The organism is Silvania hatchlandensis, assembly GCF_025564065.1.
Taxonomy (GTDB): Bacteria; Pseudomonadota; Gammaproteobacteria; order Enterobacterales; family Enterobacteriaceae; genus Enterobacter; species Enterobacter hatchlandensis.
Genome location: NZ_JAMGZK010000052.1, coordinates 166,986 through 191,570, shown reverse-complemented (window position 1 = coordinate 191,570; position 24,585 = coordinate 166,986). Strand labels below are relative to the sequence as shown.

At 57.7% G+C, this 24,585-nt stretch carries 17 protein-coding genes and 1 pseudogene; 14 read left to right on the top strand and 4 right to left on the bottom strand.

Annotated features, from left to right (window positions below; all coding sequences use genetic code 11):
* Positions 1–258 precede the first annotated feature (258 nt).
* The 5 genes from entD to M8014_RS16515 all read left to right on the top strand — a co-directional run bounded on the left by entD (position 259) and on the right by M8014_RS16515 (position 5,215).
* Positions 259–903: an enterobactin synthase subunit EntD gene (gene entD, locus M8014_RS16535; RefSeq protein ID WP_271283485.1), complete on the top strand. Its 645-nt coding sequence runs from the start codon at positions 259–261 to the stop codon at positions 901–903.
* Positions 904–1,037: 134 nt separating this feature from the next.
* A complete protein-coding gene (locus tag M8014_RS16530) occupies positions 1,038–1,979 on the top strand; it encodes a D-ribose ABC transporter substrate-binding protein (RefSeq protein WP_271283484.1) in 942 nt (313 codons plus the stop codon).
* An 11-nt stretch (positions 1,980–1,990) separates the two neighbouring features.
* A complete protein-coding gene (locus tag M8014_RS16525; RefSeq protein WP_271283483.1) occupies positions 1,991–2,599 on the top strand; it encodes a DUF2291 family protein in 609 nt (202 codons plus the stop codon).
* Entirely contained in the window at positions 2,599–4,125 is a 1,527-nt protein-coding gene (locus M8014_RS16520; protein WP_271283482.1) for a sugar ABC transporter ATP-binding protein, read from the top strand. Before M8014_RS16525 ends, M8014_RS16520 begins: the two co-directional genes overlap by 1 nt.
* A 1-nt stretch (position 4,126) precedes the next feature.
* Positions 4,127–5,215, top strand: a complete 1,089-nt coding sequence (locus M8014_RS16515) for an ABC transporter permease (RefSeq protein WP_271283481.1) — start codon at positions 4,127–4,129, stop codon at positions 5,213–5,215.
* Between the two features lie 31 nt (positions 5,216–5,246).
* On the opposite strand, the gene M8014_RS16510 is transcribed toward M8014_RS16515, so the two are convergent.
* The 4 genes from M8014_RS16510 to M8014_RS16495 form a co-directional block, all read right to left on the bottom strand.
* Complete coding sequence (locus M8014_RS16510) at positions 5,247–6,263, bottom strand: ROK family protein (protein ID WP_271283480.1); 1,017 nt, start codon at positions 6,261–6,263, stop codon at positions 5,247–5,249.
* A 69-nt stretch (positions 6,264–6,332) separates the two neighbouring features.
* Positions 6,333–7,670 (bottom strand): glycoside hydrolase family 140 protein, encoded by a 1,338-nt coding sequence (locus M8014_RS16505; RefSeq protein WP_271283479.1) that lies wholly within the window; start codon positions 7,668–7,670, stop codon positions 6,333–6,335.
* The gene (locus M8014_RS16500; RefSeq protein ID WP_271283478.1) at positions 7,651–9,036 is read right to left on the bottom strand and encodes an MFS transporter; all 1,386 of its coding nucleotides are present in this window, start codon (positions 9,034–9,036) and stop codon (positions 7,651–7,653) included. The genes M8014_RS16505 and M8014_RS16500 overlap by 20 nt, the downstream gene beginning before the upstream one ends.
* 168 nt (positions 9,037–9,204) lie before the next feature.
* Positions 9,205–10,155: a sugar-binding transcriptional regulator gene (locus M8014_RS16495; protein WP_271283477.1), complete on the bottom strand. Its 951-nt coding sequence runs from the start codon at positions 10,153–10,155 to the stop codon at positions 9,205–9,207.
* Positions 10,156–10,472: 317 nt separating this feature from the next.
* Here M8014_RS16495 and M8014_RS16490 point away from each other — a divergent pair, with 317 nt between their 5' ends.
* The 9 genes and pseudogenes from M8014_RS16490 (at position 10,473) to M8014_RS16450 (ending at position 24,582) form a co-directional block, all read left to right on the top strand.
* A complete protein-coding gene (locus M8014_RS16490; protein WP_271283476.1) occupies positions 10,473–11,303 on the top strand; it encodes a transketolase in 831 nt (276 codons plus the stop codon).
* Positions 11,296–12,246 carry a transketolase family protein gene (locus tag M8014_RS16485; protein WP_271283475.1) on the top strand — a complete coding sequence of 317 codons (951 nt, stop codon included), beginning with the start codon at positions 11,296–11,298 and terminating at the stop codon, positions 12,244–12,246. Before M8014_RS16490 ends, M8014_RS16485 begins: the two co-directional genes overlap by 8 nt.
* Before the next feature lie 34 nt (positions 12,247–12,280).
* Positions 12,281–13,699, top strand: coding sequence for an L-fucose/L-arabinose isomerase family protein (locus tag M8014_RS16480; RefSeq protein ID WP_271283474.1), 1,419 nt, complete (start codon positions 12,281–12,283; stop codon positions 13,697–13,699).
* Between the two features lie 15 nt (positions 13,700–13,714).
* Entirely contained in the window at positions 13,715–15,214 is a 1,500-nt protein-coding gene (locus tag M8014_RS16475; RefSeq protein ID WP_271283473.1) for an FGGY family carbohydrate kinase, read from the top strand.
* Positions 15,215–15,420: 206 nt separating this feature from the next.
* Positions 15,421–15,516, top strand: a pseudogene (locus M8014_RS16470) (hypothetical protein); the annotation flags it as partial.
* A 556-nt stretch (positions 15,517–16,072) separates the two neighbouring features.
* Positions 16,073–17,233, top strand: a complete 1,161-nt coding sequence (locus M8014_RS16465; RefSeq protein ID WP_271283472.1) for a VWA domain-containing protein — start codon at positions 16,073–16,075, stop codon at positions 17,231–17,233.
* A 273-nt stretch (positions 17,234–17,506) separates the two neighbouring features.
* The gene (locus tag M8014_RS16460; RefSeq protein WP_271283581.1) at positions 17,507–18,928 is read left to right on the top strand and encodes an SrfA family protein; all 1,422 of its coding nucleotides are present in this window, start codon (positions 17,507–17,509) and stop codon (positions 18,926–18,928) included.
* On the top strand, positions 18,929–21,931 hold the full coding sequence (locus M8014_RS16455) for a virulence factor SrfB (RefSeq protein WP_271283471.1): 3,003 nt from the start codon (positions 18,929–18,931) through the stop codon (positions 21,929–21,931). It begins immediately after the preceding gene.
* Entirely contained in the window at positions 21,931–24,582 is a 2,652-nt protein-coding gene (locus tag M8014_RS16450) for a putative virulence factor (protein WP_271283470.1), read from the top strand. Before M8014_RS16455 ends, M8014_RS16450 begins: the two co-directional genes overlap by 1 nt.
* Positions 24,583–24,585: the final 3 nt, after the last annotated feature.

Here is a 24,585-nt window from a genome sequence, read left to right as displayed (position 1 = left end):
CGTTTTGATTGAAATAACCCCATTTTGCAACTTCCGCTTCTGGCACAGAGCTGACAGACTCAATTCGCACCGATTGACGTACCGGCCGCAGTCAGCGCGGCCTTAATCTCTGTGGTTGCATCCACCTAGGCTGTACTCAACCCTGGCTCCTGGACTTTGCATCAAACGTCGGGAGGTTTAAAACGATGAAATACCCTGTATCAGCCCGGCAGGCATTGCTAACATAGACCTCCCTTTTTTGTCCGTTACGAGAAGCCCATGTTCACTACCCACGCCACCTTTCTTCTCGCCGGACAGACTGTTCACCACATCACCTTCAATCCCTCGACCTTTTCCGACGCCGATCTGCTTTGGCTCCCGCACTATCATCAGTTGGCAGAAGCCGGGCGCAAGCGCAAAGCCGATCACCTGGCCGGGCGCATCGCCGCCTTTCATGCTCTGAACGGGCAGACCGTTCCTGGCATTGGCAACAATGGGGAACCGCTGTGGCCGACAGGCATCACCGGCAGTATTTCCCATAGCGGAACGCAGGCCGTGGCGATATGTCGCCAAAATGGGTTAACAGGCATCGATTGCGAATCAATCATCGCCGAAAAAGAATCTCGTGAAATTCAGGACGGCGCAATTCATCCGCAGGAAGCGCAGCTGCTGACCCAAAGCGGTCTGCCTTTCGATCTGGCCTTTACCCTCACCTTTAGCGCCAAAGAGAGTCTGTTTAAGGCGCTGTTCCCGCAGGTGCAGGCGTGGATGGGCTTTGACAGCGCACGCATCACCGCGCTGAATGCCGACACCCTGACGCTGACGTTGACCCGCCCTCTCCCACCCTTTGCACAAAATCAGCCATTTACCCTGCACTGGTGTCGCCTTGACGCGATGGTGGTAACCCTGATTTGTGATGAATAACCGCTCAGGATCGTGATCGTTTTCTCCTTTTAAGAAATTAGCTGCCTAAACCGTAGACAGTTTAATCAGGCAGACTTATCGTTACATTGAATAATAAATCATTATTGAATAAATATTCAATGTGGAGAAAAAGAATGAACAAGACCTTTGTAAAATCCGCTTTACTGGCCTCAATGATCGCCGCTTCCGGCTCCCTGTTTGCCGCCGATAACGGACTCATTGCGATTATTACCCCTTCTCACGACAACCCGTTCTTCAAGGCTGAAGCCGACGGCGCGGCGGCGAAGGCGAAAGAGCTGGGTTACACCACGCTTGTCGCCTCGCACGACGATGACGTGAACAAACAAAACCAGCTGATTGAAACCGCCATCGCCCGTAAAGCGAAAGCGATTATCCTCGATAACGCCGGGGCAGATGCCACCGTCGGTCCGCTGGAAAAGGCCAAAGCGGCGGGCGTCCCTGCCTTCCTGATCGATCGTGAAATCAACAAAACCGGCGTCGCCGTGGCGCAGATTGTGTCGAACAACTATCAGGGCGCGCAGCTCGGTGCCGAGAAGTTCGTCAAGCTGCTGGACGGCAAAGGGAAATACGTTGAGCTGCTGGGCCGTCCGTCGGACACCAACGCTGGCGTGCGTTCGCAGGGCTACCACGACGTTATTGATGATTATCCGGACATGAAGATGGTGGCGCAGCAAACCGCCAACTGGAGCCAGACTGAAGCCTTCACCCGTATGGAAGCCATCCTGCAAACCAACCCCGATATCGTGGGCGTGATCTCCGGTAACGACACCATGGCGCTGGGTGCCGAAGCGGCGCTGAAAGCCGCCGGGAAAAACAACGTGATTGTGGTCGGCTTTGACGGCAGCGACTACACCCGCGACTCAATCCTGAAAAAAGGCAACATCAAAGCCACCGTTCTGCAGCCGGGCTGGCAGCAGGCGCAGATGGCCGTTGAGCAGGCAGATTACTACCTGAAAAACGGCAAAGCGCAAAAAGACGAGAAACAGCTGATGGACTGCGTGCTGATTGATGAGACCAACGCCAGCAAGTTGAATCTGTTTAACCTCAGCAAATAAGCGGAGGCAGTATGCGTTTAACACAATGGGGCGCTGCGCTGACAGGCGCAGCTGCCCTGTTGCTGACGGCCTGCACGGTGGTGGACCTGGATGAGAACGGCAAGCCGATAATGCCTGCCGATCCCAATGCCAAAGCCAGCTTTGACAACCAGACCCCCGAGCAGATCGCGCAACAAACCTGGCAGCCCCGGATCCTTGATGCCGCCAAAAATCATGCGCTGGACGCCAGCGCGCTCTCCACCCAGCTGAACACGCCCTCTGAGAAACCGCAGAGCGTCTTCGTCCGGCTGACCGGTAAGGTCGAGCGCGTGGATGCCAGCAGCGAACGTGAACAGAAGCTGGTGATGACGGTAAACGGTCAGCCACTGGCCATCCAGGCCGGGTCGGTGATGCGCGGCAACGCCATCCGCGATGCCGCCGGATTCCGCTTCGATGAATTTACCAACCAGGTGCAGTATGCCCAACTCTCCCGCGCGTTAAATCGCGAGGCGGTGAAGCATCTGCCGAAGATCGATGACAGCTGGAGCGGGAAAAATGCCACCGTCCTGTTCGCCACCACCCTGACAGCCGGGAAAGCGAGCGAGGCGACGGCGCTGGAACTGAAACAGGAGACGCCGTGATGAGCGACAACCCGGCAGAGGACATTATCCTCAGCACCCACGGCATCTCGATGCTGTTCCCCGGCACCGTGGCGCTGGACAAGGTCGATTACCGCGTCTGGCGCGGCAAAGTGAACGTGATTATCGGCGAGAACGGCGCCGGAAAATCAACGCTGATGAAAATCCTCGCCGGGGTACAGCAGCCAAGTCTCGGCGAGATGTGGCTGAACGGCAAACAGGTGAAGATCGCCAACACCCGCGATGCCGCCGCGCACGGAATTGGCATGGTGCACCAGGAGCTGAACCTGTTTGAAAATCTCAGCGTGGCGGAGAACATCTTCCTTGGCCGCGAGCTGCAAAAAGGGGTGATGCCGATTAACGAGGCCGAGCAGGAGAGCCGCACAGCGGAGCTGCTGAAACGCCTCGATCAGCCTATCTCCCCGCGCGAGCTGGTCGGCAATCTGAAAGTCGGTCAGCAGCAGCTGATCGAGATCGCCAAAGCGCTGGCCGAGGACGCAGACATCCTGATCCTCGACGAGCCCACCTCGGCGCTGAGCAAAACCGAAGTCGATATTCTGTTTCGGGTGATCCGCGAGCTGACCCGCCAGGGCGTCTCCATCATCTATATCTCTCACCGGCTGGAAGAGCTGATGGCGATAGGCGATGTGATCACCATTCTGCGCGACGGCAAATTCCAGGCCGAGGCGAAGGTGCAGGACATCGACGTGCCGTGGATTGTGCGCGAGATGCTCGGCAGCGACCCGGTGAGTAACTTCCTCGAGCCCGGCCGTACCTTCGGTGCCCCGGTGCTGGAGGCGGAGCACATTACCTGCGTCAACGGGGCCGGGAACACGGTGGTTAACGACGTCAGCTTCCAGGTGAATGCCGGAGAGATTGTCGGGATCTATGGCCTGATGGGCGCCGGGCGTACCGAGCTGTTCGAATGCATGCTCGGCACCGAACGCAACTATCTGGGCAAGCTGTGGCTCGACAGCAAGCCGGTGCCGCAGCGGCTGACCACCGCCGAGCGCATCCGCATGGGGATGAGCCTGGTGCCGGAAGACCGTAAACGCACCGGGATTTTCCCGGGCTCGTCGGTCGCCAGCAACCTGACCATCGCCAGCCTGTGGCGGCGTCTGCAGCGCGGCTTTGCCATCGAGCAAAAAGCCGAGCAGGAAGTGGTCGCCAGCACCATCGGCAACCTGTCGATCAAGGTCTCAGCTCCGGAGGTGGAGATCCAGGCCCTCAGCGGCGGTAATCAGCAAAAAGTGGTGATTGGCCGCTCGCTGCTGACCAACCCGAAGGTGCTGTTTCTGGATGAACCGACGCGCGGCATCGACGTGGGCGCCAAAGCGGACGTGTTTCGCATGATGGTGCAGCTGTCGCAAGAGGGGATTGCGGTGGTGTTCTCCACCTCAGATTTGAAAGAGATTATGGCGGTATCTGACCGCATTCTGGTGATGTCCGGCGGCAAACTCACCGCCGATATTGTTCGCGATCGGGCCGAAGAATCGGCACTGGTAACCGCAAGTGCTCAGGGGTTCTGATATGAAAACAACACAATCTGTCGCGCTGATGCCGCAAAAAGGGGCCGCGCCTTCCCGGGAAAAATTACTCCTGCTGTTGCTGAAGATGCGCACCTTCATTGCGCTGTTTTTAATCGTCGGCTTTTTCACCATGACCGTGCCCGGTTTTCTCTCCCCGGGCAGCCTGGTGATTATGATTAAACACATCGCCATCAACGCCTTCCTGGCACTGGGGATCACCTTTGTGATCATCACCGCCGGGATCGACCTGTCGATTGGCGCTACGCTTGGGCTGTGCGGGATGATCGCCGGGTGGATGATCACCAAAGGCATTGTGCTGCCGATGTTTGGCATCGCCATCTTCCCAAGCGTGTGGGTCATTGTGCCCATCGTTCTGCTGATTGGCGCCTTTATCGGCTCGATAAACGGCTGGATCATCACCCGCTATAACGTGGCACCCTTTATCTGCACCCTCGGCACCATGTACGTGCTGCGCGGTGCCGCGATGCTCACCTCCGACGGGCAGACCTTCCCAGGGTTGTCCGGCAATCCGCAGTTGGGCAATACCGGTTTTGATGAAATAGGCGCGGGAACGCTGCTCGGCATTCCGTGGGCCATCTGGATGATGATTGTGCTGGCGCTGGTGATCGCCTATATCGCCCGCCGCCTGCCGTTTGGCCGCCACGTGTACGCCATCGGCGATAACGAACGCGCAGCGGAGCTTTCCGGGGTGCGGGTCAAACGGGTGAAAATCCTGGTCTACACTCTGTCGGGTTTCTGCGCCGCCATCGCCGGGATTGTGGTCTCCGCCCAGTTGCTGGCGAGCCATCCGGCCAACGGCACCGCCTTTGAGATGAACGCCATCGCCGCGGTGGTACTGGGCGGAACGTCGCTGGCCGGCGGGCGTGGCACTATTCTTGGCACCCTGATTGGCGCCTTTGTGATTGGCTTTTTGGCCGACGGACTGGTGATGATGGGGGTCAGCGAGTTCTGGCAGATGGTGATCAAAGGGCTGGTGATTATCGTGGCGGTGATCATTGACCAGATGCAAAACCGGATGCAGCAGAAAGCGGCGGTGGTGGCGCAAAAGGCGGTAATGGAGGGCAAATAGCGGCTCTGTGCGGCGGGGCACTGCCCCGCCGTTACACCAGTAGATCGGTAATGCTGTCGGCACTGAGCTGAACCAGCCCCTTCACCCCATAGTGATAGCCCGTCTTATAGTGACGAATGCGAATCTCACTGATGTGCCGATCCGAAGAGTTGTCCAGCATACTCTGCGCCAACGGCAAAATGGCATCACCGTAATCTTCGAACAGCTCCCCGGTGACAATAACGGTTTTGATATTATGTACCGGCGCGGTGCAGCAAATCGCGAAATAAAGCGCCTTGGCGGTGGTGAGCAGCGTCTCCTGCTGGCGATTTTCATCGACGTTAAACGCCTGCTCAATCCCCCCTTCCCACGGCAGATGCACGATTTCCGGGTAGAAGCCGTTTTCCCCAAGCCCGGTCTGGCCATTCATGCAATAGCCATAGCCCAGGCTGCCAAAGCCTGGCATAAACGCCACCCAGGACATGCCCGGAGAAAGCTTCGCCAGCAGATAGGTGGTGCAGTGGGCAATGTTATATACCCGGGTCGGGATGCCGGTGCTCTCTTCCACTAATGCCCTGAGATTGACGTTGTTATCAACAAACAGCGGACAATAGCGCACAACGCCGGTGAAATGTTCAATGCCCCCCTGCAGCGCCACGCTCACAACCTTGATTCTTGACATCGGCAGCTGCGACGATTCGCACAGGGCTTTCACGCACGCCACCAGTTCAGCGGTTAACCCAGCCGGGGTCATCACCTCTGGCAGCATGCGGGTGTGGGTGGTCAGGGGCGGGAGTTGGGTGTTGTAGTCGTTGAGGCTGGCCTGCACATTGCCTCTGCGCAGCATGATGTTGACGCTGTACCAGGCGTAGCTTTTTACCGCCAGCATCTGCTGGGGACGGCCAAAGGTGACGTCTTTCACCTCCCGCTCCTCGATCAGGCGCTCTGCCAGAAGCTGGGAGGTGAGTTTGGTAATGTATGCTTTGGTGACGCCGAGTCGGCGGGTCATTTCCGCCCGCGACTCGTTTTCACTGTGCAGGATATTGAGGATCTGCTTTTTATAATCCATGACGTTAAGCCTCTGTGCGCGTCAATGCCTCATCGCGCCGCTATCATAACATCATGGAGCACAGCAATTTCAGTTCTCTTTTTTGCTTAACACCAGCACCCAGTCCGTCCCGGTATCAGGAGGATCGATACTGAGGAAAAAGGTCTCCGAGATATCGCTGCTGACCCGGTTCATTACGCCGTAGCGGGGATCGAACCAGCTGATGGTAAAGCCACTGTCGGCAAAATCCCGCACATCGACCACCACGTTTTGTTGCTCGGGGATGTACACCGCAATCCAGCCCCGCTGGCTATCACGCATGGCGCGACAGTGCTTGTGGTCGGTGGGGTTGGCGTTCAGCAGCAAGGCTTGATCCGGCTCACGTTGCCACCAGCGCGGCAGGGATTCGATAAACCGGCGCAAAGTGCCAATATTGAACGCCCCAGGGTAATTGAGCACCTCGAACCAGTATGGGATGGTATCCCCCTGATAGGTACTGGCAGCACTTTCCGGGATGGCGACGGCGTCATCTTCCGGGCGACGCATCTGCCACAGGCTGTAGCAACCGTAGGTAATGCCCGCCCCACCGGCAAACACGGACCAGTAGCTGGTGCGACGCACTTCGCGGTCGGTAAAGCGGCTGGCATCCTGCGAACGTTTGAACTGGTGCTGGCACATCACCGGGTGGGCTTCGTAGCATGGCTCGCCGTCGAGTACCGGCTTTTGCTGGCGCTGATAATCCATCTCAATGGGCCGCCATGACGGATAAGCCTGGCCCATATGCCCGGTTTGCCAGACCACAAAATCGTGCCACGGACGATCGCCTGTCATATCCAGCGTGCTGCGCCCACCCTGGCTGTGAACGGTGATCGGCGCATCTCCGCTGCTGCCCGACCGCAGACCGCTTGCCATCTCCTCCAGCAGCTGGCGTTGGTCATCACTGGCTATCGCCCGGTCACCGCCAATCATCCAGATAATGCCGGTGCCTTCCAGTTTATCGCTCAGATAGCGGCAGAAGGTTGCGACGTTATGTCGATTAAACAGCGGGGCTTTATCCTGCCCCCAGCTATTATTGACGCTCCAGTGCGAACCCCACATCGGCACCAGCGCCAGGGTGATGCCGAGCTGGTTAGCCAACACCGTGACGGCGCGCAGATGGTCGAAGTAGGCCTCATTAGGTTTGAGCGTCGTCAGGTCGCTAAACGGCAGATGCCCGCCTTCATAGGTTGGGGTGTGCAGCCCGTCCAGCTCGCATACCGCCACCGCCTGCACCACGTTAAACCCTTTTTCCGCACGATTACGTAAATAGCGTTCCGCCTCCGGGAGGGTTAATTTATGGAACAGTTCCCATGCGGTGCATGCCGTCCAGAAAAAAGGCTGACTGTCACCGTCATAAAAGCTTCGTCCCTCAATGTGCAGCTTTTTCATAACCCACTCCTGATGTTGAATGTTCACTGTCCTGAATAAAGGTCTGGCACGCCTTTTCATCGAGTTTGTAGCGAGAGAATAATGCGGCGGCCATAAACATGCAGACCGCGGGCAGCCAGGCATAAAGCAGCATAAACGCGGATAATTGATTTTCAGAGGCGCTGCTCATGGTGTCGGGGTTATAGCCAAACCAGGCCAGCACATAACCAATAATCGCCCCGCCAATCGCCATCCCGGCCTTGGTGGCAAATAACATCCCGCCGCCAATCATGCCGTTAATACGTACCCCGAAACGGTGGAAACCGTAATCGGCAACGTCGGCAACCGTGGCCCAGATAATCACCGCGATAAGTTCTACGGCCAGCGTCGCCAGCACAAACAGCAGCGCATGGAACCAGATAGCACTAACCGGCGTCAGGCCGATGGCGAGGGTGATCATACCGCCGACGATCTGGCTCCCCACCAGCAGCGGGATCCGTTTAACCCAGCCCTTTTTCAGAAAATAACCGGTTAATAAAGGGGCAAGGATCCCGGCAATCGAACCGGCGGTAAGCAAGAGACTTAAAAATGAGGTCGGCATACTCAGCACATATTTAACGAAATAGGCTGCCGCACCAAATTTGAGGGTATTCATAACCATCACCACGGTTTGCGCGGCAAAGACAATCATCGCCTGGTCATTTTTAAAGACATATTTCACCTGCTGCTTCAGGCTCAGGGCGTCGCTATTATCGGGCAGCACGCGCTCGGTAGTATTGAAATAGCAGATCAACACCAGCACGGTAGACAAAATACCGATGCCGCACATCACCACGCGATAGCCCACCACATCGTTATCGAACAGCGCAATTAAGGCAGGCACCAACAGGGAGCAGATTAAATAAGAGACTTTAGCCAGCGGGAAACGAATAGCATTAATCTGGATACGCTCTCCGCTGTCGGCGGAAATCGCCCCCAGCAGCGAGACATACGGCACCACCACCAGGCTGAAGCTCAACACCAGAATTATGTAGGTGATATAGGCATACAGCGTGCGGCCGGTTTCACCCAGCTCCGGCGAGAAGAAGACCGCCGCGCAGCTCAGGCCATAGGGAATGGCAAACCACAGCAGCCAGGGGCGGTAGCGGCCCAGGCGTGAACGGGTGCGATCCGAGAGCGAACCAATGATCGGGTCGCTGATGGCATCAATCAGCCGCGTAATCAGAAACAAGGTTCCCATTGCTGCGGGGCTGAGTTTAAACACGTCGGTATAGTAAATGGACAAGAACATCATCGTCATGCCCATAAAGATATTGGCCGAGGTATCTCCCAGGCCGTAGCACACTTTCTCTCGAAAACTGACAGGGGTTATGGCGGCGCTTTTCATTTTTTTTCACCTTCCGATTGTGGACTGTAGGGGACAGCGACCCAACATTAGTAAACACAGGAAACAAAGTGAAGGTCATTAAGTTTCATCTGTGAACTTAGTCAATATTAATTTAATGCCCGAGGGTTCGGGCATTTTTTTAAATAAGATAATTCAACAGGATAGGATTTATGCTTTGAGCAGGTCACGTGCTGTCGGGTAATCAGTGATCAAGACATCGATATATTTTCCCTCCAGCGCACCGAGGATCGCATTCCGCTTTTCTGCTCCACCCGCGAGAGCAATCACCTGCGGACAGGCGCGGATCTGCGCCAGCTCCATGCCGATCACCGGGTCCTCTTCTGGCGTGAGTACCGGCTCGCCTTTGGCGTCGTAATAGTGCAGGCAGATGTCACCCACCGCCCCGCGCTCGGCCAGCAGCTTGAGCATATCTTCGTTGTAGTAGTTACCGGAGTTTTTCAGCAACTGAGAGGGCTCCAGTTCGCCGATACCGACAATCGCCACGTCCACTTCGGCAAATTTGCCAACCACATCCGCCACGTCCGGACTGCTGACCAGCCGGGCACGCTCTTCTACCGAGTGTTCAATGCTCTGGGACGGCAGTAGACCCGCCGGGCAGCCAAGGTGCGCCGCCAACTGCTGCGTCAGGATCGTTGCCTGCACGTTGCCGTTCGGCCCCACCCCACCCAGCAGCTGGATCACCCCGGCCGCGCGAATATTTTGCGGGTGCATCTCATCTACCATGCAGCGGATGGTGCTACTCCAGGAGGAGATGCCGACCAGGTCTTCCGGGCGCAGACGGGTTTCAACATAGTGCGCCGCCGCGCTGCCGATGGCGTGCTTAATCTGTGCCCCGGTAGGGTCTTCGCCCACGTCCACCACAATCGCCTGACGAATGCCGTACTGCTCTTCCAGCGCCTTTTCCAGCGAGACAAAAATGTTGGTCGGCTGGACGACGGTAATTTTGACCAGCCCCTCTTTCTGGCAGCGCGTTAACGCCCGCGACACAAAGGACTGGGAGAGATGCAGCAGCGAGGCAATCTCGGACTGCTTTTTGTTCTCGCTGTAGTAAAGTGTCGCGATCTTGACCAGTAATCGCTGTTCATCCTGCTTAGACATAACGTTCCCCTCAATCGGCTGTCGTTATTTTTATTCATCCCTGAATATTTAACAAGCAAGGGCGATCGCGATCGGCCAGCCAAATGTGATCCTTTTCTCCTTTCTTCGAAATTTGCCTGCTCAAACCGTAGACAAACCCCGGAGCAAGGCATATCTTACATATCATGAATAATAAATCAGCATTGAATATATATTCAAAGCGGTCATGAAATCCCTGCTGTAGCACCGGTTACGGTGTTTCAGATCCTGCAAAGGGGGATTGCTTTACCCGGCTGGAATAATTATTCACAACAGATTATAAATTCAGGAGGTATGTTATGAATCCGTTCTCGCTCTCTATCGCGGAGCTTGAAACCCGAGCGCGCTCGATTCGCCGCCGGATCATCGTGCTGAATGCCGAAAGCCCGGCAGGCGGCCATACTGGCGCCGATCTCTCGCAGGTCGAACTGCTTACCGCGCTCTACTTCCGCATTCTGAACTGCTCTCCTCAACTGAAGGACAGCGACGAACGCGACATCTACATTCAGTCGAAAGGCCATGCGGTTGGCGGGTACTACTGTGTGCTGGCCGAGGCCGGGTTTATCCCCGTCGAATGGTTATCCACCTATCAGCATGCCGACTCGCACCTGCCCGGCCATCCGGTGAAGCATAAAACACCGGGTATCGAGCTGAATACCGGCGCGCTGGGCCACGGCCTGCCGGTGGCGGTGGGGATCGCGCTGGCGGCGAAGCGCAGCAACAGTAAGCGCCGGGTGTTTGTGGTGACCGGTGATGGCGAACTGGCAGAAGGCAGCAACTGGGAAGCCGCGCTGGTGGCCGCCCACTATCAGCTGGATAACCTGTTCATCATCAACGACAAAAACAACCTGCAGCTGGCGGGCTCAACCAAAGAGATCCTTAATACCGACCCGCTGGATGAGAAATGGAAAGCGTTCGGGCTGGAAGTGACCGCCTGCAACGGTAATGACATGGCCGACGTGGTCGCCACCCTGGAAGGTTTGCAGCCTGGCGGTAAACCCCACGTGGTGATCGCCCATACCACCAAAGGTGCCGGGATCTCGTTTATTCAGGGGCGTCCTGAATGGCACCACCGCGTGCCAAAAGGCGAAGAAATTGAACTGGCGCTGGAGGAACTGAAAGATGAGTAAAAGCGAACATCTCGCTACGGTGATGGTTGATGCCTTTATTGATGCCGTCGATCGCGGCGTGGACCTGGTGCCGGTGGTGGCGGATTCGACCTCCACGGCAAAAATTTCTCCGTTTATGCAGCGCTTCCCTGGCCGGTTAGTGAACGTCGGGATTGCCGAGCAGACGCTGGTCGGTGCCGCCGCCGGGCTGGCAATTGGCGGTAAAATTGCCGTCACCTGCAACGCCGCACCGTTTTTGATCTCACGCGCCAACGAGCAGATCAAGGTCGACATTTGCTACAACAACACCAACGTGAAGCTGTTTGGCCTGAACGCGGGTGCCAGCTACGGCCCACTCGCCAGTACCCACCACAGCATCGACGATATCGCCATCATGCGCGGCTTTGGCAACATCGAGATTTATGCGCCGTCGAGCCCAAACGAGTGCCGCCAGATTATTGACTACGCCCTCGACCACGTTGGCCCGGTCTATATCCGTCTTGACGGTAAAGCCCTGCCGGAACTGCATGACGAAACCTACCGCTTTGCGCCAGGCAAGATTGATGTCCTGCGTGCAGGCCATGACGTGGCGCTGGTGGCAATGGGCTCCACCGTACATGAAATAGTGGAAGCCGCCGCACAACTCGCGCAAGAAGGTATTGACGCTACTGTTATCAACGTTCCATCTATTCGTCCCTGTGATACCCAACAGCTGCTGGCGGCGATTGCGCCCTGTAAGGCGGTGGTTAGCGTCGAGGAGCACAACGTCAACGGCGGTGTCGGCAGCCTGGTGGCTGAAGTGCTGGCCGAGGCCGGGTGCGCCATCCCGCTGAAACGTCTGGGGATTATGGATGGACAATACGCGATTGCTGCCGACAGAGCATCAACGCGGGCACGCCACGAAATTGATGTCGCCGGGGTGGTGAAACACGCCCGGGAAATGCTGGCGCGACGAGCTTCCTGAAAATAAAAACAACATCTTACTGGAGAGAAAAGCAATGTCCCGAATTCCTCAACAACTCACCATGGGCGTAGTTATCGGCAACCGCGGGTTTTTCCCAAGCTATCTGGTCGCAGAAGCGCGCGAGCAGGCGATTGCCCTGTTTGCCCGCCTGGGTATTAACACCATTATGCTCGACCCGAGCCAGACTGAGCTCGGCGGGGTTGAAACCCGTCAGGATGCCAAAACCTGCGCCGAACTGTTTCGCGCCCATCGCGACCGCATCCATGGCGTGGTGGTCCTGCTGCCTAACTTTGGAGATGAAAAAGCAATCGCTGAAACCCTGCGTCTCTCGGGCCTGAACGTACCGGTGCTGGTGCAGGCACAAGAAGATAACCTTGATAAAATGGGGCTGGCTACCCGCCGCGACAGCTTCTGCGGCAAGATCTCCCTGTGCAACAACCTGCGCCAGTACGGTATCCCCTTTACCCTGACCACCCAGCACGTCTGCGCCCTCACCGGCGAGGTGTTTGAACAGGATTTACGTCGCTTCGAGCAGGTTTGTCGCGTGGTGACGAGCATGCGCGGCGTGCGCGTGGGTGCCATCGGCGCACGTCCCGCGGGCTTTAATACCGTGCGCTACAGTGAGAAATTGCTGGAACGCCTCGGCATTGCCGTCGAAACCCTCGATCTGTCCGAAGTCTTTACCCGCATTAAAACGCTGCGCGATGACGACATCCGCGTGGACGAAAAACGCCGCATCCTGATCGATAACGCCGACGCCAGCGGCATTCCAGCTGACAAGCTGGTCACCATGGCGAAGCTGTTTGTGGTCATCAGTGAATGGGTGGTCGCCAATGATATCGACACCACGGCCATCCAGTGCTGGACGTCGCTGCAGGAGAACCTGGGGATTAACGTCTGCTCGATCATGAGCGTGATGTCCGGCCAGCTGATGCCGAGCGCCTGTGAAGTGGATGTGATGGGCGCGCTGTCGATGTTCGCACTGGCGAGCAGCAATATGAATCCGGCCTCCATCGCCGACTGGAACAATAACTTCGGCGACGATCGCGACAAATGCGTGCTGTTCCACTGCGGTAACTTCGCTGCCTCAAGCCTTGAATCCCCGCATATGGGCACCGCCGATATCATCGGTACCACCGTCGGGAAAGAGAACACCTGCGGCGCCGTTCACGGTCGCCTGAAGAGCGGCCCGCTGACCTACTTCCGCCTGAGCACCGACGATCTTACTGGCGAGATCAAAGCCTACGTCGGCCAGGGCCAGTCGGTGGACGATCCGCTGGACACGGTCGGCTGCCGGGCGGTGATTCAGGTGCCACATCTGGAAAACCTGCTGAACTGGATCTGTCGCAACGGCTTTGAGCACCACGTGGCGATGAACCACTCGGCCAGCGCTGAGATCCTGCACGAGGCGTTTACCCGCTACCTCGGCGTCTCAACCTATCTCCACCACTAAAGGCAGGAGGCCGCTATGTCGGTGAGTAAGGACATCATCATCGCCCTCGATGAGGGCACCACCAATGCGAAAGCGGTGGCGCTGGACGCGAAGGGCCACGTGGTGGCCAGCTTCTCGCGGGCGCTGGCGATTCAGACCCCGCATGAAGGCTGGGTTGAGCAATCTGCCCAACTGCTGGTTGAAGCCTCTCTTGAGGTCGTGGCCCGCGCCATTGCCACTGTTGGCGTGGACCGCGTTGCCGCGCTGGCGATCAGTAATCAGCGTGAAACCGTGGTGGGCTGGTACCGGGCAACGGGTAAACCGATTGCCCCGGCGCTTAGCTGGCAGTGCTCGCGCACGGCGGCCTTTTGCCATCAGCTGCGCGAAAACGGCAATGGCCCGCACATTAAAGCGGTAACCGGTCTGCCCGTCGCCCCGTTGTTCTCGGCGTCGAAAATGCGCTGGCTGCTGGATAACACCCCCCGGGGTGCAGAGCTGGCCGCAACGGGGGAGATCTGCCTTGGCACCGTCGACAGCTGGCTGCTGTGGCAGTTGACGCAGGGTGAGGCCTTCTGCTGTGACTATGCCAACGCTGCCCGCACGCAGCTGATGAGCCTGCACACCGCCGACTGGGATCCGGAAATGCTGGCTTTGTTTGGCATTCCGCGCGCGGCGCTGCCGACCATCAAACCCTCCAGCGGCCTGTTTGGTTACACCCGTGGCTGCCCGTCGATCCCCGACGGACTGCCGGTAATGGCGATGATTGGTGACTCTCACGCCGCGCTGTTTGCCCACGGTCTGGGTGCCGAAGGGTGCGTCAAAGCGACCTACGGCACTGGCTCGTCGGTGATGGCGCCGGTTGCCTCTGCCCGCTGCGACGTGAGTGCCCTGGCGACCACCGTGGCCTGGCATGACGGTGAGACGCTGGTGTACGGCCTGGAAGGTAACATTCCGCATACCGGTGATGCCGTGGCATGGATGGCGGACAGCACCGGACTCAGCGAGCTATCGCAGGCAGAGCTGGCCCATGAGCTGAACACCCTCCCCCGTTCGGTAGACTCTACGCTTGGGGTCTATTTTGTGCCGGCACTTACCGGACTTGGTGCCCCCTGGTGGGATGAGAATGCGCGCGGCATGATCCACGGCCTGAGCCGGGGCGTGAAGCGGGCGCACCTGATCCGCGCGGCACTGGAGTCCATCACCTACCAGATTGCCGATGTGATACAGGCCATGCGCGTCCATCCGGGCTTTACCCTCAATGCTCTGATGGTCGACGGCGGACCGACGAAAAACGACTGGCTGATGCAGTATCAGGCCGACCTGCTTGGTTGCCCGGTGATGCGCAGCGACGTCGCAGAACTGTCGGCGATGGGGGCCGCCCTGCTGGCACGTAAGGCGCTGTTTAACCTGACCACCTCGCAGCTGCGCCAGTATCTGCCGGAACATGTCACCTTCAGCCCGGATATGGCGCGTCATGCCCGGCTACAAACCCGCTGGCAAGCCTGGCAGGAGACGGTTGCCCTGTTGCGGAAGTAAAAAAGCCCCGTCTGGCGCATCACCCGCAGCGCGGTTCAATCAGTGAATACGGACGGATTCTCTCCCCCAGAGGGACATTTGTTGCTCAATGGGTTGGCAGCTGAAGCGGGTTACCGTCGAACGGGACATATTAAAAAAAGCCGCTGTAGATTCAATTGGTCAACGCAACAGTCATGTGAAAACATGGGGTTGCGGAAGGTTTTTGAATGAGACGGACATTTACAGCAATGGAAAAGCATCTGTTTTTTGAACTGTGGAAGAACGGAACAGGCTTCAGTGAGATAGTTAATACCCTGGCTTCAGCAGCCGCATTCACCACGCCATCAGGTAGACCTGAGACTGACAGGACAGATTAAACAGTTCTGGCTGGAATCGGGATGAGTCTATGGTGATCGCAAGATCCCTCTGGATCTGCGCGACACCAGGTAACAAAACCGGGCAATACAAACCGTGTATCTACCACGCCAAAAGTATCAGATATAGGTTCTTTTGAAATCTTCGCCCGGATGGTTACCAGACTTCGCGAGGTGGTCACGGAGTCGAAAAGATTGCCAACGATGCTTGATCAATGATAACCAGGCCCCGAGCATGAGCAGGCGTGGCAACTGCTGATAGAATGCGGTGGTGAAATCAGTCTTCAGTTCGCTGAACAATGAATTCATCAGAAAGCATACCGGCATAACTATCTCGATGGGGTCATTTCGAATTTCCTATTAATTTTAGTAGTTATCTATTTCTGCAGCCATTCTTATAATTAATAATTGTTTTTCCTGTTCATATTTTAATCTGTGGATTTGTGCAGATGGCGCAGCGATTTCGATGATTAGAATTACAAGGACTGTTGAGCACAGTATTCCTGTGCAAAATTATATCAATCTCTACCCTGCCTTTATTTCCCTCATTGATCGGCATCTCTCTGCTGGCTATAAAAATCTGTTTGCCCGGCCCCACCTTGCCTCGGACGGGGCGATTGAGTGGTACAGCGATATCAACGGTCAACCTGTTTCACTGATTGCGCTACCACCAGCGGAAAAAGAACAGGCGCGGGCCTTGTTACAGCAAAAGCTAATCGTAATTGAACAGCTTTATCAAATACTCTCGCTAAATAATTCTGCACCTGCCGAGGTCATGCAGGTGCTGTCGCTCGCCAGTCGTCAACCCGATGAGCGCGGCGTCTGGGTTGTTGACGGCCAGCCGGTCATCACAGCCTGGAGCGAAAGACCCGCCGTGCCAGCGACGCCGGTTGCTCGTCCGGGTCGCCGTTGGTTGTGGTTGTTGCTGGTATTGCTCGTGCTGCTGGCTTTGCTTTTGCTACGCGGCTGCCTGCCCACGGCAGAACGGCCCGTCCAGCGTGCGCCTGCGCCGCTGCCGGTAAAACAGGTCTGCCCGATAAACCGCACCAAGCAGCAAGCCCCTGAAATGGTATTGATTTTTGATGCGTCAGGCTCGATGTCCATCAGCATGGACATTACGCCGGAGGAACTGCGCCGTCTGATGCAGGATGAGCCGGTGGAGAATTTTGATCGCGAACCCCGGCGTATTAGCCTGGCGCACCGCTCGGCAAAACAGGTGATCGACGAGGTACCTAAAGACATCGATATCAGCCTGGTAGCAGCGGCAACCTGCCAGCAAGTCTTTGTTACTTCAGCCCTTCCCTTTGCCCAGCGCAACGAACTTAAACACGCCATCGATAAGATTCAACCGGTAGGCAAAACCGCGCTGGCAGAAGCGCTGGAGAAGGCGGGCAAGCTGGTCGACGGCGTGGATCGTGATGCAATTATCGTGCTGATAACCGATGGTGAAGAGACCTGCGGCGGCGACCCGTGCGAAGTCGCGCAGCGGCTCAAGCAGAGCAAACCCCGCCTGCAGGTTAACGTGGTCGATATTATGAATACAGGTGCCGGAAACTGTATTGCCAGCCATACAGGTGGTTCGGTGTATGCCGTCAACAATACCCATGAATTTAATGAAATGATGAACCAGGCAATTAAAGAATACATACCCGAGGGCTGCGACTAATACCTGACAAGCCTTGCCAGATTAATGCCGATATAGTTTCAGTGAGAAATCACATGTGTTTTCTCGTGCAGGCCACAGTCACTGCCGCCAAAATTTAATTTATGGCTAAACGTTTACTGTCACCTGCCGATAATGTTTCTGCTCATTTTTTTTATCCTTCCCGGAAGGTGATTCACATCGCTTGCGATTTGACGCCGTCGAGGATGCTGTACATATCAATAAAGCAGAGTTAACCCGAATAATTACCAGTAAGGGTAGGCCAACGTGAAAGAGATGTTCCTGTGCAGTGACAGGCTCGACAAATATCAGTCAATGGGTGAGAACGGTCAGGCAGTTCATATTTCCGCACTGCAACTTCGCGAAACACTGCGTCTGAGAAAACAGAGCGCGGTTGCCGATACGCTGGCAATTCCGCAGGTCAACGAACAGGGCGATCGCATCGACTGGTACGCTCCCGCCGCCGGTGATGTTATCCCGTGGTCAGCCGCCACCGAGAGCGAGCGCCAGGCCGCGCTAAGTCAACTGGAAAACAGCCACGCCGTTTTACGCCAGCTCAGCGCTGAATACAGCCAGCACTCCAGCCCGGAACAACGCCTGTTCGGCCAACTGCTGGAGAAGACGCTGCAATTCCCCGACCAGAACCATGTCTGGCTGGTGGGCGGTAAACCGGTCATCAGCTTCTGGGGCTTCGTTAATGCCCGCCATCCCTCCCGTATCGACCCGCTCGATTGTCTGCGCCCGCCCGTCCCGCTGGCCCCTGTAGTTGCAGCACCGGCCGCTCCGCTGGCCGCTGAACCCCTGACTGAACGCCAGGTCTCTCGCCGGGGCTGGTGGTGGACACTGCCTGGCTGGCTGCGCTGGTTACTCCCTTTGCTGCTGCTTGCCCTGCTGATCATGCTGCTGTTGCGCAGCTGTGTTCCCGGTCTCTCTATCCCGGGTTTCTCGGCCACCTTGCCGGGCCTGCCGGACGCACATCTGAAGGTGCCAACGGTCAACACCGGCCTGCATACTCCAACCGGAACGGGTGACAGCGGTCGATTACTGAACGGCAGTGGCAATGGCGCGAACCTGCCGGACGCGTCGCTCCCGTCAGCAACTTTGCCTGCCAATGGCGAAACGCCTGCCAATGGCGAGACCCCAGTCAACGGCGAAACGCCGGCTGCGCCCGCCCTGCCGGATGAAGCACCTGCAGAGAACGTACCACCGGTTGATCCTGCCGCCCCGGAAAGCGCAGCTGAAACCCCAACCCCGGACGCCGCCGCAGGCCTGACGCCACCGGATGTCACGCCCGGCAACAGCCCGCCGGGCGTGAAAGCGCCGTTGACTATCCCCACCGATGCGCTGGCGCAGGGAAACACCGACTTCTTAAACGGACGCTGGCACGCTGGCGCAGGCATCCAGGATCAGCGTACCGGTAAGCCTCTCAGCCTGAATTACCAGATCAACGACGGCAAAGGCGAAGTTCAGATGGTGCGTGGCGATGGGGTGACCTGTCGTGGCGCGGTCAATGCGGCCATCCAGTCTGGCAATCTGGCGATCAATAACCAGGGTGAAGCCCAATGCTCCGATGGCTCGGTCTATCAAATGCCTGACGTTCAGTGTGCACCAGGCGCGCAGAACATTGCGGATTGTAAGGGCCGTTACGACGCCAACACCCTTTTCCCTATTTCGATGAAGCAGGAGGCAAGTAAGTAAATGCTCGCTGAACTTACTGATTTTAAAAAGCAGGTCAAAATTATTCGTGACAGCGGCATCCAGTTCCTGGATTTCGCGTTTACGCTGCCTGCCCGTAAAGAATACGGTGATTTTTTGCGCCAGAACGGCGATGGCGCCATTCTGCGCCTGGTCTATAACGAACGCGAAGATAAGCTGCAGATCCCGGCAGCAGACAATGCCGCGCCGCGCTTTGCCGAGTCGGATTACTCCCTGACCACGGAAGAGTCACTGCGCCTCTATCAGGGGCTGTGGCTCCCGCTGCCCTTCTTCCGCTTTAACCCGCCGCGCGCGTTTGCACACGGGCCCACCAACTGGGCTCGCGTGCAGTTCCACGAACTGGCAGAACCCGACGAAAAAGGGAACACCTGGCGTGCAATCCTGATCTTCGATACCAAAATTTTCCCGGATCGCGATAACACCCAATATCTGGCCCCCAGCGAAGATGACGTGCGATCTGGCGCCGGTTTTGCGCTGGCACTGCACCCGCACGAGATGGGCGATTTCCTGACCCTCCCGTGGGTGGACGAGTGGTTGCGCGAAGTGTTCAGCATCCAGGCGCGCGACGTGCTGCGCCAGCATGCGGAAGACATTGATGAAAAATTACGGCAAAAAGAGCACCAGGCGCACTATCTCAACCTGCTGAATATCCTCGATGCCACCGTGGGCATCCCGGAAGTGCAGGTCAACGACGTGAAGATCCGCGACTCGGCCATTCCGGTTGATCTGGTGCTGGATATCGGCAACTCCCGCAGTTGCGGGATCCTGATTGAAGAACACCGCGATGACAACAAAGGTCTGTCGCAGCTTTACCAGCTGCAACTTCGCGACTTAAGCCAGCCGCAGAACGTCTATAACGAACCCTTCGACAGCCGCCTCGAGTTTGCGCAGGCCGAGTTTGGCAAGCAGGACTTCTCGCTGAAAAGCGGACGCAGCGACGCCTTCACCTGGCCGACCATTGGCCGCGTGGGCGATGAGGCTTTCCGCATGGCGGCACAACGCCTGGGGACCGAAGGCTCGACCGGGATCTCCAGCCCGAAACGCTATTTGTGGGACGATCAGCCCTACTCACCCGGCTGGCGATTCAGCCAGGCGTTCGTAAAATCCGATCGCGAGCCGCTCGCCACCGCCGCCCCGATGCTGTACATGCTGAACGATCAGGGCAAGCTGCTGATTCGCCTGCCGGAAGATGAGCGGATGCCGGTCTTCTCCCCGGTTTACAGCCGCAGCTCGCTGATGACCATGATGCTGTCGGAAGTCCTGAGCCAGGCGCTGATGCAGATCAACAGCCCGGCACAGCGCCTGAAGATGAACCATGCCAGCACGCCGCGTCGCTTGCGCAATGTCATCATGACCGTGCCACCGGCGATGCCAAAACCTGAACGCGCCATCTTTGAGCAATGCATGCTGGATGCCATCCGTCTGGTGTGGAAAGCGCTGGGCTGGGAAGAGATGGACGACGAAAGCGAAGAGACCGAACAGCTGAAACACCCGCGACCTGGCGTTCACGTCAAGTGGGACGAAGCCACCTGCGGACAGATGGTCTATCTGTACAACGAAACCCAGACCTACTTCGGCGGCCGTACCGATGAGTTCTTTGCTGCAACCCGTCGCCCGGACAACCAGCCTGCCGCCAACGCGCCTCGCAGCCTGAAGGTGGCCTCCATTGATATTGGCGGCGGCACCACCGACCTGGTGATCTCCCGCTATACGCTGGATGACGGCGAAGGGATCAACGTTCGTATCACGCCAAAACAGCTGTTCCGTGAAGGCTTTAAAGTGGCGGGAGACGACATCCTGCTGGATGTGATTCGCCTGTACCTGCAACCGGCAGTGAAAGCGGCGATCGTGAAGGTCGGCCATAGCGATATGTCGGCAGAATCGATGATGTCGCAGCTGTTTGGCAGCGAATCCATCGAGGCGGGCAAGCAGGTTCTGCGTCAGCAGCTGACCTTGCAGATCTTTGCCCCACTGGCGCTGGCGATCCTGCATCGCTATGAAGACTACGCACCGGAGACTGGCCGCGAGCAGCTCAACTTCACGTTCCGCGATCTTCTGACCGAAAACATGCCGACGCAAAAAGTGCAGGACTACGTGAATGACGTGGTGCGCATGGGTCAGGTATCCAGTGAAGCGCCATTCTCGATCCTCGATGTGCCGCTGGAGATCGATCTGGCCAACCTGCACAACGAATTTATCAACCCACGCAGTGGCCGCATGAACATCTGCCACAGCCTGCGCGCGCTGTGCGAAGTGCTCTGGCACTACAACTGCGACGTGCTGCTGCTGACCGGACGTCCGTCGCGTCTGCCAGGGATCCAGGCGCTGATCCGCCAGCTCCAGCCAGTGCCGCCATCGCGCGTGCTGCCTCTGCATGGCTATGAGACCGGCGGCTGGTATCCGTTCAACAAAAAAGGCTGTATCGACGACCCGAAATCCACCGCTTCGGTTGGGGCGATGCTGTACCTGCTGGCAGAGAACTCGCGGCTGAGCAGCTTCTTCTTCCGCACCCAGAACTTTGTGCCCTACTCCACCATCCGCTATCTCGGGATGCTGGACGGCAACAACCTGATCAAAGACAGCAACGTCTTCTATCGCGATGTTGACCTGGACGCGCAGGCGTTCCAGCTTCCGCAGGGGCAAGGCTTTGAAGCGCGTGGCGAAGTGCGCATTGGTTTCCGTCAGCTGGATAACGAACGTTGGCCTGCCTCTGCCCTTTACACGCTGAAAATCGCCAACCCTAACCTCGCGAACGAACTGGCCGGGGACGCCATGATGCGCATCGAACTCACCGCTGAACAGGGACGCCCGCGCAACGGCATCGAGGCGGTCAGTCCCGAGAAGTTCCGCATTGAATCCCTCGAGATGGAACATGCACGTCGCAACTACAACCGCAAAGACGTGGCATTCCAGTTGAACACTATGGTCGGTAACGGTCTCAGCGAGACGCACTACTGGCTGGATAGCGGGAGTATCAAAAGCTAATGAGTACCCATAATTCTGCAAATATCATTCAGGGCTGGCAGGGCGTTGAGCAAGGTGCTGGTCAGGCAATTGACTGGATTAGCGCCGTTCGCCAGGACGCCCCGCGTCTGAATACCGAAGCCGACCGACTGACGCTGAACCTGCGTCGCAGCCGCAACAAAGCCCGCCGACTGGCGCAGGCGGCCGCACGTCCGATGACCATCGGCTTCTTCGGTTTGTCGCAGGCAGGCAAGTCGTACCTGATTTCGGCGCTGGCCGCCGGTGAAAACGGCAAGCTGGGCACCGTGCTCGGCGGGCGTCAGCTCGATTTTCTGACCCACATTAACCCGCCAGGCGGCGGTAAAGAGGCCACCGGTCTGGTAACCCGCTTCAGCCGCCTGAAGCATGACGACGACCAAAACTGGCCGGTCAGACTGCAGCTGTTCAGCGAAGTGGAGATGGCCAAAATCCTCGCCAACGCCTTCGTGCATGACTTCAACCAGGAGAAGTTCGACTGGAATTATGACGAAGGACGGATTGGCGACCTGCTGGCCACGCTGGAAAAACGCCGCCGCCCGACGCGCGTGCCGGGCGTCACGGAGGATGACGTGGTCTCCTTCTGGGACTACCTCGTCCGTCATGCGGAAAAAACCCAAAGCCGCTTCGCCCTGCACTACTGGCCGCAGGCGGTAAACCTCGCCCCGTGGCTGACCACCGACGATCGCGCCCAGCTGTTCTCGGTACTGTGGGGAGAAGTGCCTGAGCTGACCCGCGCCTACGGGCATTTTGCCCAGACTCTGCAACGCCTCGGCAGTGTGCAGGAAGTGCGCGCCCCGTTAAGCACGCTGGTGGTTGAAGAGAACGGCCTGCTGATCCAGAAAAACAGCATCATGAACGTGGACATGCTGGAGCATCTCAACCAGCCGCACGACCCACGTATTGAAGTCTGTCCGCTGCAGGATGGCCAGCTGGCGGCGCCTGTCACCATTTCGCTGGCCGAGCTGACAGTGCTGACGGCGGAACTGCATGTTCCGCTCTCCGCGCCGACCACCGAGCCGCTGTTCGATCAGGTGGATCTGCTTGATTTCCCTGGCTACCGCGGCCGCATGTCTATCGACACATTCAACGGGAAGTCGGCCGAGAGTGAAGGCGGCAGCCGTCTGGCAGAGCTGATCCTGCGCGGCAAAGTGGCTTATCTGTTTGAGCGCTATACCGAAAACCAGGAGATGAACGTCCTGGTGCTTTGTACCCCTTCCGCCAGGCAGTCGGACGTGAGCGATGTGGGCGATGCGCTGGACGAGTGGATCTCTCGCACCCAGGGCGCCGATGCAGATGTGCGCAGCCGCCGTCTGCCGGGGCTGGTCTGGGCGTTGACCATGTTCGATAACCGCGTCACCGGCGCGCTGGGACACGAAGAAGCCCTGCTGCGTCAGTACTGGGGACAGGGCGGGATGATCAAAATGGCGATGCTGGAGAAATTCGGCAAATACAGCTGGATGAGTGAATGGAAGAAGGGCGAAACCTTCAACAACACCTTCCTGGTGCGTAAACCTGGCATGCCGACGCCATTCATTCGTATGAGCGGTGGGAGCGAAGTCGCCTTAAGTGAAGACAACGCCGATCAGCTGACGCTGATGCGTAAAACCTTCGTGGAAGACGACGCCGTGAACCGCTACATCGCCTCGCCGGCAGAAGCCTGGGACGCAATGCTGAGCCTCAATGATGGTGGCATGAACCGCATGGCGAGCTACCTGAGCCAGGTCGCACGCCCGGAGAACAAGCTGGAACGCATCGCCGAACAGCTCGAAGAGAGCCGTCACGAGCTGGTGCAAGGCGGGTTGGGCAACTGGTATCAGCCGGATGGCGACGAAGAAGTCGCGAAGAAAGCCCGTATCGCCCAGGAGATTGTGGCGGCGGTGAAAAAACGCAACGGGATGCACGGGGAACTGCTGGCGCGCCTGGTGCCGACGCGCCGCTCGCTGCACGCCCTGTACATGCAGCAGGTGAGCCTGCCTGATGCGGCAGAAGAGGAAGATGTGTTTGATATCGGCCTCGACGACGCCCAGGGTAGCAGCGCCTCCGGCATCAAGAGCCACAGCCACGAAGTCGCCTTTGCCCGCCAGAGCGTTCAGCACTGGATCAACCACCTGCGCGGCCTGCCGGAAACCCCGGCAATGCTCAATTACATTGGCCTGCCACGCGCCACCGCCGAAGAGCTGGTCGATGAACTGATCACCGGTCTGCTGCGTCTGCGTGCCGAAGAGGCGCTGGTTGCGGTGATGCAAAACACCGACCAGGCTGGCGTGCGTCGCGACTGGATGGTGAATCGTCAGGTGTCGCGCGTTCTGCACGTCATGAGCGATTTTATGACCTGGCTTGGCTATCAAAGCGTGCCGGAGAAGAAGCGTCCAACCCGCCAGAACCAGCCCGATCAACCGATCTTCACCCGTCCGGCCCAGTGCGACAGCGTGGTGTGGAAGGATGATGAACGCCTGGTCAGCCTTACGCCGCAACAGCTGAACTACAGCGGCTATTTCATTCTTGACTGGCTGATCGGCCTGGAAGCCCTCATCACCGAGAACGCCGGGCACTCCGCCGGTCGTGAAATTAGCGTGGCGCAGAATGAAAAGCTGGGAGCCATCCTTAACCTTATTCAGCGTTCACAGGAGTAACCG